The 20,213-nt window shown below is 31.1% G+C and carries 22 protein-coding genes; 5 read left to right on the top strand and 17 right to left on the bottom strand.

The genetic code is table 11. The annotated features are described in order from the left end of the window. Positions 1 to 153 precede the first annotated feature (153 nt). Both B5E75_RS12025 and B5E75_RS12030 read right to left on the bottom strand, forming a co-directional pair. A complete protein-coding gene (locus B5E75_RS12025) occupies positions 154 to 678 on the bottom strand; it encodes a DUF4351 domain-containing protein (RefSeq protein ID WP_087359549.1) in 525 nt (174 codons plus the stop codon). 178 nt (positions 679 to 856) lie between these two features. Continuing rightward, positions 857 to 2,179, bottom strand: coding sequence for a glycoside hydrolase family 32 protein (locus B5E75_RS12030; protein ID WP_087359551.1), 1,323 nt, complete (start codon positions 2,177 to 2,179; stop codon positions 857 to 859). A 104-nt stretch (positions 2,180 to 2,283) separates the two neighbouring features. On the opposite strand from B5E75_RS12030, the gene B5E75_RS12035 reads away from it, so the two are divergent. Then, the gene (locus tag B5E75_RS12035) at positions 2,284 to 3,018 is read left to right on the top strand and encodes an HAD family hydrolase (protein WP_087359553.1); all 735 of its coding nucleotides are present in this window, start codon (positions 2,284 to 2,286) and stop codon (positions 3,016 to 3,018) included. Positions 3,019 to 3,026: 8 nt separating this feature from the next. Here B5E75_RS12035 and B5E75_RS12040 read toward each other — a convergent pair whose 3' ends face one another. From B5E75_RS12040 to B5E75_RS12050, 3 genes are all read right to left on the bottom strand, one after another. Continuing rightward, complete coding sequence (locus B5E75_RS12040; protein ID WP_087359555.1) at positions 3,027 to 3,677, bottom strand: HAD family hydrolase; 651 nt, start codon at positions 3,675 to 3,677, stop codon at positions 3,027 to 3,029. 72 nt (positions 3,678 to 3,749) lie between these two features. Continuing rightward, positions 3,750 to 5,099 carry an MATE family efflux transporter gene (locus B5E75_RS12045; RefSeq protein WP_087359557.1) on the bottom strand — a complete coding sequence of 450 codons (1,350 nt, stop codon included), beginning with the start codon at positions 5,097 to 5,099 and terminating at the stop codon, positions 3,750 to 3,752. Then, positions 5,092 to 5,550: a MarR family winged helix-turn-helix transcriptional regulator gene (locus B5E75_RS12050; protein WP_087359559.1), complete on the bottom strand. Its 459-nt coding sequence runs from the start codon at positions 5,548 to 5,550 to the stop codon at positions 5,092 to 5,094. The genes B5E75_RS12045 and B5E75_RS12050 overlap by 8 nt, the downstream gene beginning before the upstream one ends. 141 nt (positions 5,551 to 5,691) lie before the next feature. Between B5E75_RS12050 and B5E75_RS12055 the strand changes: the two genes are divergently transcribed. After that, positions 5,692 to 6,510, top strand: coding sequence for a MurR/RpiR family transcriptional regulator (locus tag B5E75_RS12055; RefSeq protein WP_162607690.1), 819 nt, complete (start codon positions 5,692 to 5,694; stop codon positions 6,508 to 6,510). 12 nt (positions 6,511 to 6,522) lie between these two features. Here the strand turns inward: B5E75_RS12055 and B5E75_RS12060 are convergent, their stop codons facing one another. The 4 genes from B5E75_RS12060 to B5E75_RS12075 are packed head-to-tail and all read right to left on the bottom strand — an operon-like array spanning position 6,523 to position 10,654. After that, positions 6,523 to 7,302, bottom strand: a complete 780-nt coding sequence (locus tag B5E75_RS12060) for a PHP-associated domain-containing protein (protein ID WP_087359563.1) — start codon at positions 7,300 to 7,302, stop codon at positions 6,523 to 6,525. A gap of 9 nt (positions 7,303 to 7,311) precedes the next feature. Further along, positions 7,312 to 8,136, bottom strand: a complete 825-nt coding sequence (locus B5E75_RS12065; RefSeq protein ID WP_087243656.1) for an energy-coupling factor transporter transmembrane component T family protein — start codon at positions 8,134 to 8,136, stop codon at positions 7,312 to 7,314. Next, positions 8,136 to 9,824 (bottom strand): ABC transporter ATP-binding protein, encoded by a 1,689-nt coding sequence (locus B5E75_RS12070; protein ID WP_087243655.1) that lies wholly within the window; start codon positions 9,822 to 9,824, stop codon positions 8,136 to 8,138. Before B5E75_RS12070 ends, B5E75_RS12065 begins: the two co-directional genes overlap by 1 nt. After that, complete coding sequence (locus tag B5E75_RS12075; protein WP_087243654.1) at positions 9,821 to 10,654, bottom strand: DUF8171 family membrane protein; 834 nt, start codon at positions 10,652 to 10,654, stop codon at positions 9,821 to 9,823. The genes B5E75_RS12070 and B5E75_RS12075 overlap by 4 nt, the downstream gene beginning before the upstream one ends. A 205-nt stretch (positions 10,655 to 10,859) precedes the next feature. Between B5E75_RS12075 and B5E75_RS12080 the strand changes: the two genes are divergently transcribed. Then, positions 10,860 to 11,333, top strand: coding sequence for a glutathione peroxidase (locus B5E75_RS12080; RefSeq protein ID WP_087243653.1), 474 nt, complete (start codon positions 10,860 to 10,862; stop codon positions 11,331 to 11,333). A 37-nt stretch (positions 11,334 to 11,370) separates the two neighbouring features. On the opposite strand, the gene B5E75_RS12085 is transcribed toward B5E75_RS12080, so the two are convergent. Genes B5E75_RS12085 through B5E75_RS12095 form a run of 3 tightly spaced genes read right to left on the bottom strand, consistent with a single transcriptional unit; the run spans position 11,371 to position 14,100 of the window. Beyond that, positions 11,371 to 12,738, bottom strand: coding sequence for an MATE family efflux transporter (locus B5E75_RS12085; protein WP_087243652.1), 1,368 nt, complete (start codon positions 12,736 to 12,738; stop codon positions 11,371 to 11,373). A 10-nt stretch (positions 12,739 to 12,748) separates the two neighbouring features. Beyond that, the gene (locus tag B5E75_RS12090) at positions 12,749 to 13,330 is read right to left on the bottom strand and encodes a histidine phosphatase family protein (RefSeq protein WP_087359565.1); all 582 of its coding nucleotides are present in this window, start codon (positions 13,328 to 13,330) and stop codon (positions 12,749 to 12,751) included. Next, complete coding sequence (locus tag B5E75_RS12095) at positions 13,327 to 14,100, bottom strand: EFR1 family ferrodoxin (RefSeq protein WP_087359567.1); 774 nt, start codon at positions 14,098 to 14,100, stop codon at positions 13,327 to 13,329. Before B5E75_RS12095 ends, B5E75_RS12090 begins: the two co-directional genes overlap by 4 nt. Positions 14,101 to 14,202: 102 nt before the next feature. Between B5E75_RS12095 and B5E75_RS12100 the strand changes: the two genes are divergently transcribed. Continuing rightward, a complete protein-coding gene (locus B5E75_RS12100) occupies positions 14,203 to 15,042 on the top strand; it encodes a LysR family transcriptional regulator (protein ID WP_087359569.1) in 840 nt (279 codons plus the stop codon). Between the two features lie 58 nt (positions 15,043 to 15,100). Here the strand turns inward: B5E75_RS12100 and B5E75_RS12105 are convergent, their stop codons facing one another. The 5 genes from B5E75_RS12105 to B5E75_RS12125 all read right to left on the bottom strand — a co-directional run bounded on the left by B5E75_RS12105 (position 15,101) and on the right by B5E75_RS12125 (position 19,243). Further along, a complete protein-coding gene (locus tag B5E75_RS12105) occupies positions 15,101 to 15,496 on the bottom strand; it encodes a cupin domain-containing protein (RefSeq protein ID WP_087359571.1) in 396 nt (131 codons plus the stop codon). 92 nt (positions 15,497 to 15,588) lie between these two features. Then, a complete protein-coding gene (locus tag B5E75_RS12110) occupies positions 15,589 to 16,284 on the bottom strand; it encodes a gamma-glutamyl-gamma-aminobutyrate hydrolase family protein (RefSeq protein WP_087297623.1) in 696 nt (231 codons plus the stop codon). Between the two features lie 136 nt (positions 16,285 to 16,420). Next, positions 16,421 to 17,542 carry an aldo/keto reductase gene (locus tag B5E75_RS12115; RefSeq protein ID WP_087359573.1) on the bottom strand — a complete coding sequence of 374 codons (1,122 nt, stop codon included), beginning with the start codon at positions 17,540 to 17,542 and terminating at the stop codon, positions 16,421 to 16,423. Positions 17,543 to 17,627: 85 nt separating this feature from the next. Beyond that, positions 17,628 to 18,440: an alpha/beta hydrolase gene (locus tag B5E75_RS12120; RefSeq protein ID WP_087359575.1), complete on the bottom strand. Its 813-nt coding sequence runs from the start codon at positions 18,438 to 18,440 to the stop codon at positions 17,628 to 17,630. After that, positions 18,440 to 19,243, bottom strand: a complete 804-nt coding sequence (locus B5E75_RS12125) for a Cof-type HAD-IIB family hydrolase (RefSeq protein WP_087359577.1) — start codon at positions 19,241 to 19,243, stop codon at positions 18,440 to 18,442. The genes B5E75_RS12120 and B5E75_RS12125 overlap by 1 nt, the downstream gene beginning before the upstream one ends. 126 nt (positions 19,244 to 19,369) lie before the next feature. Here B5E75_RS12125 and B5E75_RS12130 point away from each other — a divergent pair, with 126 nt between their 5' ends. Beyond that, positions 19,370 to 20,173 (top strand): MBL fold metallo-hydrolase, encoded by an 804-nt coding sequence (locus tag B5E75_RS12130; protein WP_087359579.1) that lies wholly within the window; start codon positions 19,370 to 19,372, stop codon positions 20,171 to 20,173. The last annotated feature ends 40 nt before the right edge of the window (positions 20,174 to 20,213 follow it).

The following is a 20,213-nucleotide window of genomic DNA, read 5'->3' on the forward strand; positions in this document are numbered from 1 at the left end:
CACCACTTCCTCCATCCTTAACATCACTGTTAACGACTTGTGGTTCACTACACTTGGCGGTAACTACCTGTGGTCGGTCTATCTCCGACTGAATCCGTGCCATGCCCGGCACACAGCAAAAAGCATCATACACTCATGTATGATGCCTTTTGCTTATAACCACTTCAATACATCTTCTTCATTATGTATTTCAAATATATGGATAATAATACTATCAAGCGTTTCTTCTTTACTATTAACTATCTTCATCTCTAAATCTGGTGTAAGTTTGCCTAATAGTTTTTTTAATTGAATTAATACAACACTTAACTTTCCTTGTTGTTTTCCTTTTTCCATACCTGATTTCTCTGCATCTTTCCAGAATGAATACATCTCCACTGTTCCTTCTTCTCCTTTCATTTTTTCCAGTATGTCTTCTCTCCCTGTCAATGTTGCCACAACACTGCTTTGAGCTTCAAGAATCAAGATAGCTTGAAAATCCTTTCTTTCCCACATCATAATGACATCATGAGTGCGTTCTTTAGAAAGAAAGTCACCAATAAATATCTCTCTGGAATCAAGAGAGTGAAGATCACTGGGATGGATGATATCATGACCATCAAAGAAAAGAGCATTCATGAAGTCAGCAAAATGGATAGGATAAGAGAAGAAATCCTTCAACACATGATCTTTTTTCATCAACGAATCCCTCCTATAGAGGAGAGGCTAAACATATTATACACAAATCATTGCTTATAGTAAACACTATATAATATTTCTAACCTCTCTATTATTTATATACGCAAAAATATTTCATTTTTCTTTTTTTATTTTCAATTTTATACAAAAAAATGCTTATAGAAACTATAAGCAAATTTTATTCTTTATTTTCTTTGATATCTATAATCTGTACTTGATGATATTGTATCAATTTACCTAAGTCATATACTAGTTGACTCAGCACATAATATCCTCCATTAATAAAGATTTCAAATATATGATAATCATAATAAATTTCCAAATCATATTGCCCATTCAATACAGGTGTTTTGTTAAGATTACATACTTTTTCATGTTCAATAGATACTTGGCTACGATCACAATACAAACAATCATCTTGAATATATAATTTCATGCCTCCAAAATCAATTTGACTTTCTTTATTCATCATAACATGCATATAAAATGGTTTTGATAAATCAGCATGATCTACACTATGATTAAAATACTCCTTAACAGAATTATGAACAGATTGATAAACATGTTTATTTTTATATTCAAATTGTCTAGGTAAGATATATAAACCAGTCCATGATTCATTAGAAACCGGTTCACGCATACGCATCCATGCTAACATTGTACGTTGATGATTTTCATCCAAAAAAGTTTGTGGGGCATAGAAATCAAGTCCATAATCCAAATACATGTAGTCACCCTGTTTTGTAATTGTCATTGTTTCCTCATCAAAATGAACAGGCATAATGACTGCAATACTATCTGGTTGTGGTTCATGAATATGTTCTGGTGAAAAAATCATAAAATATTGATCATTGATTTCAATTAAATCTGGGCATTCCCACATATCACCTATAGAATCATCTTTAAAACAGTTTTTATATGAAAAATGAATTGCATCATCACTTTCATACAGTAAAACTTCACCACAATATCCTGTATCACTTGGGATTTTACTTCCAACAATCAATCCATATTTTCCATTTTTCATTTGCCAAACTTTTGGATCTCTTGTATGTCTTATATCCCCTAAACGAGAATCAGTGATAACATCAATAACTTTTTTCTTTCCATCTTTATTAGGAAAATGAAAACCATCATCACTTATCAATAAAAATTGTGACGCTATTAAATCATCATCACTATATTGAATATGGACATAATCTGGATTCTCTTTAGCATAACGAATCGCTGTATAATAAAGATACATCTTTCCATCTTTTTCAATAGCCGATCCTGAAAAGCATCCATTACGATCATCATAACATGATGGATATATTGCGATAGGATGATGTTGAAAATGTAATAAATCTTTTGTTGTAGCGTGACCCCAATGCATTGTTCCCCAAAAATTTTCATATGGAAAATGTTGATAAAAGATGTGATAATTTCCTTGATAATAAATCAAACCATTAGGATCATTAATCCAATGATAAGGTGCAGTAAAATGTATTTTAGGCTTCATATTTTTTCCTCCTTATTTGTATCATATCATTTTTTTGATTAGAAAAATATGATTTTTGACAAAATTTCATATTCATATTAAAATTTAAAAAAGGAGTTGTTCATATGCCAAATGCACTTGCTAGTGATATTGATTACACATTATACTTTCCTAATAAAAATCCTTCTATTTCCTTAGAGGATCAACAAGCCATTGCTCATTATCAAAAAGCGGGATATTTATTTGGTTTATGTAGTGGTAGACCTTATAGTGGTGTCATCAATCTATTTGATACTATTCACCCAGATTTTTATATCATCTCAAGTGGAGCTATCATTTTAGATAAAAATCTACAGCCACTCTATGAAAAACATGTGACCTATCACACTATACAAAACATCTTTTATCAATATCAAAATCAAGCACTCATTATTATTCATACCAAAAAAGATATTTATAAAACTCAAAAAGAATTTTCAGCAGATTCATGTATTCTCTTTCATTCCATTGAGCAAATCAAAGAAATCATCTATGGTATATCATTAGTATTCCATAATGAAACACAAGCATATCAAGAAACTCAAAATATAAATCATATGTATAAAGATGTGTTCGCTTTTCAAAATTTAGATTCTATAGATATAGTTTCTAAAGGATGTTCAAAGGGAGAAGCTATAAAAAGAGTAAGAGAGCACTTTCATATAAAGACTTTTGCCGGAATAGGCGATTCCTATAATGATTTACCAATGTTAAAATGTGTGGATATCCCTATCACATTGAACACTTCACCTCAACCTTTAAAAGATATTTCACAACTTCATGTTGAAAGTGTTGCTCAAGCAATAAAAGAACTGCTTTAACAGTTCTTTTATTGTACCTCTAAATAATCAATAACATCATCTAGTGATTTTACAATCTTTGTAATCATCTGAACATATTTTTCTTCTGGATATTTCATATCTGGAACACAAATAACATCAATATGTCCATCATAAGCTGCCTGAATTCCAGCCTCACTATCTTCTAAAACAACTACTTCCTCTGGTTGAACCCCTAATTTATGACAAGCTGTTAAAAAAATCTCTGGATTAGGCTTACCATGTGTCACCTCATCACCACAAATAGAATCATCAAAATATTGTGTCAACTGTGCATTTTTTAATATTTCATCAACACGTTCACGTCCACTTGATGTCGCAACAATTGTTTTATAATTATGACTCTTTAAATATTGTAATAATTCATCTAAACCTTTTTTCTTTGGAACATGTTGTCTTAAGCTCTCATCTATCCATATATGAACATCATCCCATACTTCTTTCATTGGAAAATCTTCACCATAATGATCGATAAAAACTTGACAGATTCCCTGTTTGTTTTTTCCTAAACAATTTCTATAGAGTTCTTCGGTAAAATCATAATGACCTAACTGTTCCAATTTTTTAACATACTCATTATAAGTCACTCTCTCACTATCAATCATTAAACCATCCATATCAAATATCACTGCTTTTTTCATACTAACCCTCACATTCTTTTTTCTTATTTTAACATATTTCATAACATTTCTAAAGAAAATAAAAAACTACCATCATGATAGTTTTTTGTTTAAATATTTATGCATAAATTGTTTAAAAGCAAAGGTATTTGTGATAGTAGTGATTAAATCTGATAATGGTTCAGCTAACATAACTGCAAATACACCGTTTGAAATAAAGGTTGGTAAAATATAAATTAAAGGAATCAATAAAATAATCTTTCGATAGAAAGCAAAGAAGAAAGAACGCTTTCCAAATCCCAAAGATGTATATGTCTGTTGATATGTAGAGTTTGCTCCCATGATAATGAAACCAAAGATATAAACTCTTAACATTTGATTTGAAAGTTCAATTAATTGAGGTTCATTAGCAAATAAGCGAACAAAGACACCCGGTAATAATTCCATCAATAAAACACCAATAACTGAATATATCAAAGAAACTTTAATAGCTAAAGAAATCGTTTTTCTTACACGATCATAATTTTTAGCCCCATAGTTATAACTGATAATTGGCTGTGTTCCTTGTGCAATACCTTCCATTGGTAATTGTAAAACTTGATTCATTGATAACATAATTGTCATGGCACTAACCGCTAAATCTCCACCAAAGAATAATAACTGGCGATTAAAAGAAACTTGTAAAATACCTTCTGTCGCATTCATAAAGAAAGGTGAAAATCCTAAGCCAACAACCTTTTTCATAATACCTAAATCTAATTTCATATGTTCTTTTTTGATTTTAATCGTTGTCTGTTTTCCCCATAAAAATTTCATAACCCAGACACATGAAACAAATTGAGAAATGACTGTTGCAATCGCTGCACCAGCAACATCCATATGAAATACAAAGATAAAGATAGGGTCTAAAATAATATTTAAAATACCCCCTATCAATAACGTAAGCATTCCATATTTTGTATAACCTTGAGCATTAATGAAATAATTCAATCCTACACTCAGTTGAACAAAAATAGTTCCTAAACTATAAATACGCATATAATCCATCGCATAAGGTAGTGTATTTTCACTAGCACCAAATAAAGTTAAAATCTGTGCACCAAAAAATTGTAAAACAATTGTGATAATGATAGAAGAAATAATCAGGCTTGAAAAACAGTTGCCCAATATCTTTTCAGCTAATGCTGGTCTTTTTTCACCTAGACGAATAGAAGCCAATGGTGCTCCACCACGTCCAAATAAATTCGTAAAAGCTGTAATAATCGTAATGACAGAAGTACATAGTCCAATCCCAGCAATTCCTAATGATCCATCTGCTAATCGGGCAATATAAATTCTATCAACCATGTTATAAATGAGCGTTGCTAATTGAGCTAAAATAGCTGGTAATGCCATCGCAAATAACAACTTTGATATTTTTTCATTCTCTAATCTTTCATTCATTATGTCCCCCTCCTAAATTCTGATAAATCTTTTGTAAAATTTGATGATAAAAAATCAAATCACTTGATGAAATATTTTGAAATGACATGTCATCAAACTGATGTTGAATATCTTGAATACGTTTAATAAGAGAATCTGCCTGATGTTCTACACACAAAATATTGCAACGTCTGTTTTGTGGATCAGGATTTCTAGTAAGATAACCACGTTTCACCAGTTTTTCAATAGCTAAAGACACATGTCCTTTGGAAATACCACGAACATTGACAATATCCTGAGCGTGATTATATTCAGGATTATTAGCTAAGAAAGCCAGAACATCTATTTCCACTTGTGTCATCTGATACTCTTTCAATAAATCTTCAAATAAAGAATTATATTTTTTGATGATATAGGGGTACATTGCTAGTGAAAAAAACTTCTTTTCCCCATTCTTAGTTTGTATCTTCATAGTTCTCTCCTTAACTGTTTTATTTTGAACAGTTATATAATAAACGTATTATCAAGAAATGTCAACATTTTTATTTTACATAAAACTGATATTTTTTAAATAGAATGTCTGATATAATACATTATTAAGGAGATGATCACGATGAAATGGAATTCAGAAACAACTGAAAAACTAACAAAAAACGAAAAAAAACTGATAGATTTTATTTTTCAAAATATTCATCAGTTTTCTTCTATGTCAATCCAAGAACTTTCTCAAAAAACACATATATCTCAAGCTACTATTTCTCGCTTACCTAAACATCTAGGCTATCTCAATTTTAAAGATATGAAAATGAGTATGACACAAAAGGTATCCCCTGCCAACAAAATGCATTCAACAGTAACACAAGAACACTCTTTTCCTCATTATTTAATTTTACAAAATCAATATATTGAAAAAACAATTGAACATCTAGATATAGATGAAATTGATACAATTGTTGATCATATCATTGAAGCCAATACAATTTATGTATTTGCTAAAGGAGCAACGATTTGCCTTGCTGATTTACTCTCATTTCGATTACGCAGATTTCAAAAGAAAGTTGTTATCATGCCTTCAAGTGGTTCAGAGATTTTTGAATGTCTTCCAATGATTAAATCAGACGATTTTGTTATTCTCTTTGGATTTTTAAAAACACCTGTAGAAGCACAGATAGTTCTTGAATATTGCCATCAAATCAAATGTCAGACAATGCTGATGTCTAGTCGCTTAATTGATGACGCTAAAAAAATGGCTGACTATAATATTTATGTATATCGTGGTGAAGATCATGAATATCATTCTATGGCTGTTCCTATGGCATGTATTGATGCTTTAGTAATAGAAATTGCTAAAAAAGGTGGTCATTTATATACACAGAGTGTAGAAGATATCTATCAGTTAAAAGAAAACTATAAAATAAAAATACAAAGATAAAATATCTCTGTATCATAATAAAGCAACATAATCGCCACCCAATCGATAGACTTCTTTAAGAAGTCTTTTTTGTAATGTCGCATCTTCAACCTGAATATTTAAACTTTCAGATATTTGGATAGTATATTGTCCTCTGTCGATTTCTTCTCTTAATTGTTTAATACTATGAAAACAACTTTGAAAACACGTCTGAACACAACCATACTGTGTTGCTTGATGTGTATCACTGCCAGAAACAACTGGTTTATGATATCGGTGCGCAAACTGATAAATCATATCCTGCATTTTTAATCCATAACATGCTAAATCTTTTCCATTTAGATCAAAGAAATCAAAACATAACAACTGCTTCTGTGATAATTCTGGAATATGTCCTCCCTGACGATAAACATGTGCTCCCCCAAAAATAACATCATATTGACGAACAAGCGTTACTAGCTCATCAAAAGTTAAAAAACTTTCTTTCGCTTTATGTTTTTCCAACTTTTTATTTAACTCAACAATATCATGATATCTTCCAATAACAAGAGTATGTCCTCCCTCTTTAATATCTATTTCCATTCCAAAGAAAATCAATAATCCCTCTTTGCTCTGACAACAATCACCCACATGCGTATAGTGAGTATATATATAATCATACATTTCTAAAAATGATAACGTATTAAAATGTTCAGTCAGACAAATAGCATCAAGTCCTTTAAGATATGCTTTGTGAAACATTTGATCAGTATATTGTGTAGAAAATGGTAATTTTTTTGCTAATTTACCATGAGTATGAAAATCTATATTCATAAAAACCTCCTAAAACAAAATAGAAATGATAACACATAAAATCATCCATACAATAGAAATTAAAACGAAAATCAAATCATCTTTCTTAAACATTAGTGATGCCATTTTCTTTTTTCTAACAATCTTATTTTCATTTGCATAGCGATATCCTTTTAATTCCAATGCTTCAACTGTTGTTCTTGATCGTTTTGCAGTATTTAACATTAACGGATAGAAAGATAATATAATAATTTTTATCTGGTATATAAAATATTTCACTTTCCCAAGCCATGTTTTTTTTGATGGAGAATGTCCTCTTAAACGATAAGATAACAATATGTTTTGGAATTCTTCCATAAGGATAGGTAATATACGAAATGCATATGAAATACTAAAAGACAATTGATCAGGACAACCAAAATATAGCAATCCTGTTGCTAGACGGTCAGGGTTTAATCCTGAAAAAACAGTAATGGAAGCAAGAGAACAGACAGATACTTTTAATGTCATAACTAATAATGAATATAATGTTGATAAATTTCCACCAAAGAATAGTGCAGCAATAAACAAATATCCTGTTTGACAAAATACACCTAGACAAAATAAAAATAATACAAGTGGTGCAATTTTTGCTAATTTAGTTGTTATCGCAACAAAAACAAACATCCCTAATAAAACAATGAGATCATTTAAAAACCATGGAATCAAACCAAAAAATAAATACCAGCATAATAATGTTCTTGGATCTAATCCTGCAATAACCGTATCATCATTTCCATAAGCATTTTTTAGCACTTGATTACGTAAATAATCAATTGTAAATTTATCTAACAAAGTCTGTGTGATTTTATGCATTATGATTCCTCCTGTTGATAAGCACTCACAAATTCATCAATTTCATAACAGCGAATATTGAGTGCTTCCCCCATTTTAAAGATTTCTGGTGGTTCTATTCCTACCATTTCTCTTACATACTTATCGCTAAAGACTTCATGTCTTTGACCATCCTTGACTATATAACCTGATGATAATACAATGATTCTCTCTGCCCAATCACAGACAAGCTGCATATCATGTGTTGCTATAACAACAGTTTCAACAACATCTTTTAAGATATCTAATGTTCTCATGATCTCTTTTCTAGTTGCAATATCCAAATTGGCAGTAGGTTCATCTAAAAGCAAAATAGATGGTTGCAATGCTACTCCTATTGCAAGTGAGGCTCGACGCATTTGTCCCCCTGATAATAATCGTCCATCTCTTTCTTGAATATCCTGCAAATCGAACAATTCAATTAATTTTTTGGCTCTATCTTTATAATCCTTAATATGTCGTTCTTTCATGGCAAATTCAATATCCCCTCGAATACAATCTTTAATAAACATATCTTCAGGATTTTGATATACAAGTGAAATATGTTTTGATAATTCTTCAGCTGAATAATGTTTTGTCTTTTCTCCACATACATTCACATAGCCAACTTGTGGTTTTAATAATCCTATCATCATCTTCATCAATGAAGACTTTCCAGCACCATTAGAACCTATTAAAGCAATTTTATCCCCTTTATAAATATTAAGATAAAAGTCTTTCATGAGCTGATAAGGTTCACCTTTTACACTTCTAAACTGTAACCCAACATTTACAAATTCTACAACACGTTCATCCTTTTCTTGTACTTTTCTTTCATGAGTACAATCTGTCATATGTTTCTTTTTTGTAAAAATATTCTGTCCTTCTTCTATAGTAATGGGCAATAAAGTATTTGAATCTAGTAAATTCTTTTCCTGCATGATTTTAGCAGCACGTGTAATTTGTGGTGGAAAAATATGACAAGATTCAAGTTCTTCAACTCTTGTCAAAGCTTCTTTGACTGGTTTTTGCCACATAATAGAACCATCCTTCATTAAAATCACATGATGGCAGTATTGGGCAATATATTCTGTATGATGTTCAATAACAATAATTGTTTTGTGATATCTTTCATTTAATTCCTTTAATATTTCATAAATTTCTCTTGCATGTTTAGGATCTAATTGAGCAATGGGTTCATCTAAAATAAGAATTTCTGGTGATAACGCAGTAGAACCTGCTAAAGCTAATAAATGCAATTGTCCCCCAGATAATTGCCAGATATAATCATTTCGTTTTGAATATAAGTCACAAACCTTAAGAATATTCATAACATTGTCTTCATAATTTTCCAATCCATAATTCATACATGCAAAAGAAGCATCTTCATAGACTGTGGGACATACGATCTGATTTTCAAAATCTTGATACACATAACCCACTTTTTTAGCAATTTCACTAATATCCAAAGTTAAAGCATCTTTTCCATCAAAATACAATTTCCCTTGCAGTTCACCCATAATAAAACGTGGAATCAAACCATTTAGAGTTTTACATAAAGTCGATTTGCCACAACCATTGTTTCCAATAATTGCGACAAAATCTCCTTTTTCAATTGTTAAATGAATATTTTTTAATGTTGGCTGCTTTGCTCCTGGATATGTGAATGATAAATCATTGATTTCAATCACATGGCTGCCTCTTTTCTATTTTTAATTTTCAAAAATGCAAGAACAATAACAAGCACTGCAATCACTCCACTGACAATCATAGCTGTGCTATTTCCTGCCCATGCAGCTTCCCAATCAATAATGGCAAGTCCGTTTTCTGCCATAAATTCTCCACCAATTGCAACGACAAAAGCAATAGCACATAATACAAATGTTTTGATTCCCATTTTTTCTCCATCACCCACAACAGTATTTTCATCACGAGGTGCGACACCTAATAATGGTTCAATTTTCCCATAAAGTTTTGGAACTAAATACATACATGGTAATAAAGAAAATAAGATTCCTGAAAATAGAATATCATTTAAACAAGCAAAACCTTCTGTAAAGAATACTGATTCTGGTAAACCTGCAACTGCTTCAAAATCTTCTACAGCAAACTGAACTTTTAAAATATCAACAATGCATCCCAGTGACTGTTGAATAATAACAGCTAAAATAGAAGCGATGGCAACACTCTTGATACTTTTTGGATTTTTAACAAGACGTCCAGCAACATAAATACCAATTGTTAAAGTTAAAAACTTTTCAAGTTCTCCTAAACCACCAAATTGCCCTAACATGATTTCACTAAAAACTAATTCACCAGTAGCTGCACCTAATGCCGCTGACAATGGATCAAATAACATAGCTAAGATGAGTGGAATAAAAATAAAATATTCTACTGATAATTCCACGATACCAATTTGAAAAGATGGTATTAACTCTGTAAATAAAGTTGATAATCCATATAAAGACATACTTAAAACAAAAGTCATTAATTTCTGTGATTGTGTCATTGATTTTTTCATACTCTTTTTCCTCCCTTATCTTAATGACATGAACATCTTAGCATAATTTTAATGTAGCTAAATCAATAACACGTAAAATGAAAGTTAATATTTCATTAAAAATTAAAATGAAACATTTTTTTCTTTATATACTCCAACATGATTTCTTTAGTCACTTTTTTTGACTTTTCTTTAATGAGTTGTTATAGTATGAATGGTGATGAAAATGAATTTATATGATATTGAAGTCTTAGATAGTCATAATCAAAAAATAAAATTATCAAAATATCAGGGACATGTTTTACTCATTGTCAATACGGCTACGGAATGTGAGTTTACAGAACAATATGATCATTTAGAAGATTTATATGAAAAATATCATGAGCAGGGATTTACTATTCTTGATTTTCCATGTAACCAATTTGGTGAACAGGCTCCGGGCACAATGGAAGAAATTATGTCTTTTTGTGCCGATACTTATGGTGTGAGTTTTCCACAATTTGCGAAAATTGATGTGAATGGTCCTCAAGAATCTCCTGTATACACATATTTAAAAGAACATCAAAAACCTGAATTATCCAAACGCATTGAATGGAACTTTACAAAGTTTCTGCTTGATCAAAATGGACATGTTGTTGAAAGATTTGAACCTTTGGTCACACCATATGAAATTGAAGATGAAATCATTAAACTTTTATAAAAAATATCGAATCTACATGATGTAAATTCGATATTTTTTATTCTTGTTGTCCTTTCATATAAGGATTTGTATATAATGAATACACTAATTGTAAACACATCACACACCATATAACGGGTTCACAGAATATAACTGCCATATATTGGAATTGAGGGATAAAAATAAATACAAATATAATTTTTCCTACAAATTCAATAATACTTGATATCAATGGTAATAATTTCTGTCCTAATCCCTGCAATGCATAACGTGTTTGCATCAAAACTCCTAATACTGCATAGAATGGTCCCACAATTGTTAAATAAAGTGTTCCATTATCTAAAACTGCACTTTCACTAGAACCTGAAATTAATTTTACAAGTGATGACCCAAATAATAGAATAATGATAGTCACAATAGCTGCCATAACAACATCATAAATATAAGCATATTTCATCGCTTTTTGAATTCTTTCGCGCTGATTTGCTCCTCTATTTTGTGAGACAAATGTTGAGATTGCAAGCGCCATAGCTGTAAAAGGCATATTAAAGAACATGTAGAGTTTTCTGGCTGCTGTATGTCCTGCAATAATCAGATATCCTAAATTGTTGATTCCATACTGAAGAATGACTGATCCTGCAGAAACAATACTGCTCATAAATCCCATTGAAAAACCTTGTCCTAATAATTCTTTATATAATTCTTTATCGACTACAAAATGTTTTTTTGATGGTAATAAGATCTGTGTCTTTTTGAAAATATAAATAATACATAATATAACTGATACACCTTGAGAAATAACCGTTGCGACAGCTGCTCCTTGAATTCCCATATTGAGTTGTGTAATAAAGAAAATATCTAATACAATATTTAATAAAGACGAAACGATAAGGAAAACAAGTGGCATCACACTATTTCCAATGGCTCTCATTAAACCAGCACAGAGATTATAAGCAAACATAACAACAATGAATAAAACAATAACTGAAATATAACTATATGCTTCCTGAATAATATCTACTGGTGTATTTAATAATTCAAGTAAAGGATGTAAGCATATCATTCCTATTGTTGTTAAAGCGATAGAAACAATCAATCCAATAACAATAGAACTTGCTACTGATTTTTTTAACAGTTCTCGATCTTGTGATCCAAAACTTCTAGCTGTAACAATTGCCAATCCATTACCTATTCCTAATGCAAACCCTACTAATAAGTCATAAATAGATGTACATGATCCAATAGCAGCTAATGATACATCACCTAAATAATTTCCAACAACCATTGTATCGACAGTATTATATAATTGTTGGAACACATTAGAAACAAGTAATGGAAGAGCAAAAGTAATCAATGATTGAAATATAGGTCCATGAATCAGATCAACATCAGCCTGAAAAAAGCTTTTTCTTTTTGCACCTTCCATATGTCTACCTCTATTCAGTCACATTACGATTGATAATTTCTACTAATGTAAAAATTCCATCTTCGTATTCATATTTTAAAATACAGCAGTTATAAAATCTTTCTGTTTTCTTTACTTTTGCATATTCTTCCCATGCACGATAGAACTGAGCACAAGCCCCACCATGAGAAACGGCTAAAACGACTTCATGATCTTCTTTATTCATGATTTCAGTTAATGTGTTTGACATTCTTTCTCTTAATTCCATTTCACCATCTCCACCAAATCCTTTGAAAAAATCTCCATATGGTAAAGGTGGATTCAAACATTCATCTTTTCCTTCAAAAACACCAAAATTCCATTCTTTTAAACCTTTCACTCTTGTATAAGGCATCTGATAATCAGTAACGATTTCTAAAGTATCACAAGCTCTTTCTGATGTAGAAGAATAAGCATGATCAAATGTAATATGGTTATTTTTAAAATATTCACCTGCAATCTTTGCCTGTCTCATTCCTAGTTCTGTTAAAGGGGCATCACACCATCCTTGTATCTTGTGTTGAACATTAAATAAAGTTTGTCCATGTCGCATTAAATAAAGTGTTTTTTTCATTTTTCTGTTCCTCCCTGATGATTTGATTTCACTATATCTTTTAATGTGATTTTTGGATGACGATATCTTGCATTTGGATTCTTATCAAACTTCAACGCAATCGCATGAAATGGGCAGTTTTGTACACATGCCAAACAAAAATCACATGTTTTTGACTTTCTTTGAGCTTTTCCATTAACCATTTGAATATTACCAATAGGGCAGACTTGCTCACATATTGTACATCCAGCACACTGATCTGTTATTTGAATTGTTTCTCCATTATTCAACTCAGGATGATCCGTAAATCTTTTTGTCACCATTTGGTAAACTTCCTGGCTTTCTTTCGTTGGTTGAGGTATATCCTTTTCTTGAGCTTCAAGTCTAGCTTTCGCTTCTTGAATTTGCTCATCTACATGCTTATTGATAGCCATCTGTTCTTCCATATCGAATGAAGGTAAATAATTATCAACCATTTTAATTGTTTGAATAAAATCAACATGTATTCCATGTTCTTTACAAAAGTTTTCACTCCATACACCAGCTACTGTATCTCTATTTCCATAAGTCAATAACATATAAAAATAAGGTGTATCAAATTTGGCTTTTGCTAAAAAACGTCTAACAGTTTGAGGAAGCTCTCCAGCATAAATAGGAGCGACAATCCCAATCTTATCAGCTTTATATCGTAAATCTTCTTTTTTCAATTCCTGTGGAATACTGTAAAGATCTTCTTCAATCTGTCTTGCTACATATAAACAGTTTCCTGTTGCCGTATAATAAAATATCATGTTTCTACCTTCTTTCCAATGATATTGTAAGCATTTTTATTGTTTTTGTACAATATCAATATGGAAATCTGCTATAATGAAATAGAATAGTGAGGTCCTCATATGATAGAATTAGAACAACTACAACATTTAGTTACATTTCAAGAATGTCAGACATTATCCAAGGCAGCTAAACAGCTTCATATATCACAACCTGTTTTAACACGTTCTATGCAAAAATTAGAAGAAGAGTTAGAAGTCAATTTATTTAACAGAACTAAAAATAAAATTGCTTTTAATGAAACAGGTCTATTAGCTGTTTCTCTAGCAAAACGTATTTTAGATGATACAAAAGATATGAAAAAACAACTTGTAGATTTTGATAGAAAGCTACATACTTTTGCGATTGGTTCATGTGCGCCAGCACCATTATCTTATTTAAGTCGTAAATTTTCACAGTTCTATCCTCAAAGAACATTATTAACAGAAATTAAAGATATGCATATCTTAATCAAAGGTCTAAAGGAAAAAGACTATACAATCATTATCATGCCTTATGACATAGAAGATGAACAGATTGAAAGTATTCCATTTATGGAAGAACAATTATTTTTTTCTTTACCTCTAACGCATCCTTTAGCTCATAAAAAATCCATCTCATTAAAGGAAATGGATGGAGAGAAAATGTTATTAATGTCAAATATTGGTTTTTGGAATGATATGCATAAAAAAACAATGCCCCATACAAAATTTCTGATTCAAAACGATCGTTCTGTTTTCTATGATTTAGTAGAACTGTCTACATTACCTTCATTTACATCTGACTATGTTATGAAAACTGAAATCATGCCTCAAAATAGAGTGATTATTCCTATTTCAGATGCCCAGTCACATGCGACGTTCTACTGCTGGTATCTTAGAGAAAACGAATCTCAATTAAGAACTTTATTATATCATCTATAAAAAAGGATGAAATAGTTCCTAAATAACGGAATTCATTTCATCCTTTTCAATATCATATTTATTTTAACTTATTGTATTCTTCGTCACTTACTGGTTCTAACCATTCATTAGAAGCCCCTTCTGCCGGTACAGAAATTGCAATATGAGCAAACCAGCTATCTTTAGCAGCACCATGCCAATGTTTCACTTCTGGAGGAATATCCACAGTATCACCTGGTTTTAATTCTCTAGCAGGTTTCCCCCATTCCTGATACCATCCTCTACCATCAGTAACCAGTAGAATTTGTCCACCTTTATGATGAATATGCCAATTATTGCGACAACCTGGTTCGAATGCGACATTACTTACTGGTAAACTTTCAGCAAGGGGCTGTAAATAACTTTGACCAATAAAATATTGAGCAAACGCTGTATTTTCTTCTCCAACGGGAAATAATGTTTTAACATCTTTCATACTCTTCTAACCTCCTATCTGCTTCTATTATATATCCACCAAACAAAAATATCTAATACCTATTTTTTATTGTCAACAATGCTTAAAAAGCATTAACATTTGGCGACAAACTGATTAAAAATCTCCTGCATTTTTTGATCAGTTTTACACATATCTTCAGGATGAAATTGAACTGCTGTAATCGGTAAAGATATATGTTCAATAGCTTCAATCATCTGATCTTCACTGTATGCGACAGCTTTTAATCCCTTTCCTAAATGATCAATAGCTTGATGATGAAAACTGTTCACATATCCTCTATCTTGAAAGATAGGATATAAAAAACTATTTTCTTGAATGTTTATTGTATGACTTGCACATTCTCTTCTTTCTTTTTGAGAATGTAAAAGTATTTTCTGTGGAGCATAAGATAAATCTTGATAAAGCGTTCCACCAAAAGCTACATTAATCACTTGAAGTCCTCGACATACACCGAAAATAGGTATATTTTTTTGTGTTGCTTTTTTTATCAAGGCAATCTCATATAAATCTCTAGGATAATCTGTTTCACCTAATAAGGGTAATGGATTTTCATGATAGAGTAATGGATTGACATCACAACCACCAATAATCATTAAACCATCAATCATATCTAATTGCATATCTATATCTTCAATAGGAACAGGCGGCAATAAAACTGGTATTCCTTGTGCTGCAATAATAGCCTGTAAATAATCTTGTTTAATAAAATGTATATATTTATCATTTTGTAGTTCTTCACTACATGTTACTCCAATTCTCTTTTTCATACTTTTCTCCTTTCTTCTTTTATATCAATTCAATATATCATAAAAATCATATCCTATACATAAATATGATTTACAATATCTTATTCACTTTTTATTTGAATATGAATACATGCAAAAAGCCAGCTAATGCTGACTTTTATTTTTCAAAATGCTGTGCTACTTTTTGTAAGTCTTCAATAATTGGTAAATGTTGTGGACATACATTTTCACATTGCCCACATCCAATACATTCACTTGCTTTACCAAAAGTCTTTGTCAAGTTATTGTAGTATTCACCTTGAGGTGTCCATCCTTTTTCTTCTACTTCCTGTAAATCAGCATTATATAATGAGAAATATTTAGGAATAGCTATATGCATTGGACATCCTTCTGTACAATATGAACATCCTGTACATGGAATAGCAATCGTAGAATTAATAATATCAACAGCCTGACGAATCAATTGATATTCATCATCATGAAGTGGCTGCATATCTTTCATATAGCTTATATTATCTTCTAATTGAGCCATATTAGACATCCCACTTAATACCATCATGACATTATCAAGACTTGCCGCAAAACGAATAGCCCATGAAGGTACTGACATATCTGGATGATATTCTTTATACATATTTTCAACTTTTTCAGGAACTTTCGCTAATGTTCCACCTTTAACAGGTTCCATCACAATAACAGGTTTATGATATTTTGTTGCCACCTCATAACATTGACGAGATTGAACACCTACACTATCCCAATCCAAATAATTAATTTGTAATTGAACAAATTCAAATTCTGGATGTTCCTGTAATACCTTTTCTAGTAATTCTGGTCCATCATGGAATGAAAATCCAATAGTTTTAACCAATCCTTGTTTTTTCTTTTCTTGAATCCATGTAAAACAATCAAGCTTTTCATATGTTTCAATACTATGTGTATTAATATCGTGTAAAAGATAATAATCAAAGTATTCTACCCCAGTTTTCTTTAACTGTTCATTAAAGATTTTATCTCTATCTTCTTTTGTCTGAATAAAACCTGAATGTAATTTTGTAGCAAGTGTATAAGTCTGACGATCATGACGTTTCACTAATGCCTCTCTCGTTGCATTTTCACTATTAAATCCACAATACATCCACGCTGTATCAAAATAAGTAAATCCATTTTCTATAAAAGTATCTACCATTTGTTTCACTTGTTCAATATCAATCTTTGAAGGATCGTTTTCATCAAGTGATGGTAATCTCATTAATCCAAAACCTAATTTCTTTGTCATATCATTTCCTCCTACTCGATTATTTATTATACACCCTAAAGTTAACTTTAGGTCAAGAAAAAAGAAAGGATCACCTTTCTTCATCTTATTCTATATGACCACTGCTGAGTCCTTCATTCTTCTCATCGAGTGGTAACCATTCTAAAACACGTTCAATATAACGATCCCAAAAATCCCATTCATGCGCACCTGGTCCTTCTTCATAAGTGACATTGATTCTCTGTTGAAGTAAAAAATCACGGTAATCACGATTTTCTTTAATCAGTGAATCATCAGTGCCACATGCCATATATATCGCAGGCACATCTTTTATAGCCATATTTTGAATCAGTGCTTTATAATCTTTATCACTTCCTTTTAACTTATGTAAATCACCAAAAACAGAAGTTAAATAACTTCTTTTATACATATAAGGTACGTCGTCACCATCCTCAGCGTTGATAAAAGTGTCAATTAATAATGCTGAAGACAATGCGGCAATATAACCAAATGTCTGATAATATTTGAGTCCATTGATAATAGCTCCATATCCACCCATAGACAACCCTGCAATAAATGTATCTTCTCGACGTTGTGATAAAGGGAACATGGCTCTTGTGATAGAAACAAGTTCTTCACCAATAAATTGTGAATAATATTCATGGGAGTTTTCATTATCAACATAAAATTTATTCTCTCCTGAAGGCATAATGACAGCTAAATCATGATCCTGTGCCCACCTTTGAATACGTGTACCACATACCCAATCTGTATAATTTCCAAAAATTCCATGTAATAAGTATAATGTTTTGAATTTTTTATTTGGCTGGTTTAACTTTTTATCAACAGGAATAATAGCATTAATTGTGACTGTGCGCATTAACTTTTCTGAGAAAAAATCAACTTGTACTAATGCCATTATGATAAATCCTTTCCAAAATATTTATAAAATGCTTTGTCAATCCCCGCACAATCAACGTAATCAGTAACAAATTCTGCAATGTTTTTTAAACAATCTACTGCATTTCCCATCGCAATACCATGTCCAACCAACTCAAACATTTCCATATCATTCACACCATCACCAAAAGCATAAGTATCCTTTTGATCAATTCCTAATTTTTGATATAAATACTTACAGGCCGTTCCTTTTTTAAATCCCTTATGATAAACATCCATACGAATCAATCCATGATCATAAGCAACAATTGTCATATCATTTTCTAATTCATGATATGCTTTCCACATTTGTTCCACTGTTTCAAACAAAACACAGCAACTGATAGCATCTACATCCTGAGCCTCATATCTTTCTACTACATTCTCAGGTCTTTGATCTGTTCCCTGAAACATTACACGATGTTTAACGACCAATTCATCATCCAAACAATCACACCATTCTCCATGATGTCCATAAAACATAGGTCGCCCTTGGTATTTTTGATAAACTTCCATTTGTTTTTGTATTTCTGGAGTGGTTAAAACTTCATCAACCAGAATCTCATTATTATAAATGATATAATGTCCATCACATAAAACATAACCATCAAATGGAATATCTTTTAATCCTTCAGGGATAGCTCCTCTTGCTGAAGCAATGACGATCTTATTACCTTGTTTCTGAAAATCTTTTAAAACCTGTTTTGTTTGATGACGAGGTTGCATCATACCTTCTTGAGCATTTATTAAAGTTCCATCAATATCAAAGAAAACTATTTTCATTTTATCATTCTCCTTGCCATCATTATATCATTTCTCTTCTTTGAAAATCCATATAAATCCAACGAAAAAATATCTTGATTCATGATTCTCATTTTTGTAAAATCAAAAAAGAAATGGAGGTTTTCTATGAAATTAATTATGCTAGGTACAGGTAATGCTTTAGTAACAAAGTGTTATAATACCTGTTTTGTATTTGAAAATCAAAATCAATATTTCTTAGTAGATGGTGGTGGCGGAAATACCCTTTTATCACAGCTAGAAAAAGCGCATATTAATTGGCAGGATATTAAAGATATCTTTGTGACACATAAACATATTGATCATCTGATGGGAATTATCTGGATGATTCGTATGATTGGTCAACATATGAGTCAAGGAAAATATCAAGGTGAAGTGCGTATATATGCTCATAAAGAACTTATTGATATTATCATGCAAATGGTTCATCTGGTTTTAGAAGCAAAGCATACACAATTTATTAACAAACGCATTTACTTGATTGAAATTCAAGATCATGATAGTCATATGATTATCAATCATCAAGTCACTTTTTTTGATATTCATTCTACAAAAACAAAACAATTTGGTTTTCAAATGCAATTAGATCACAATAAAAAGTTATCTTGTTGTGGAGATGAACCATGTCATCAAATCAATGAAGCTTATATTCAAAATAGTGATTGGTTACTTCATGAAGCTTTTTGTTTACATAGTGAAGCTGATATTTTTCATCCTTATGAAAAACATCATTCGACAGTGAAAGATGCCTGTCAATTAGCACAGTCTTTAAATATTCAAAATCTTCTTTTGTATCACACTGAAGATAAAAATATCAAACAACGTCATGCTCTCTACATGCAAGAAGCCAAACAATATTTCCAGGGAAATATATGGATTCCTGATGATTTAGATATTATTAACATTCAATAGAAAAAGGAATTGAAATACTCAATTAGTTTATTTCAATTCC

The sequence above is a fragment of the Massiliimicrobium timonense genome (assembly GCF_002160865.1).
Lineage (GTDB): Bacteria > Bacillota_I > Bacilli_A > Erysipelotrichales > Coprobacillaceae > Allocoprobacillus.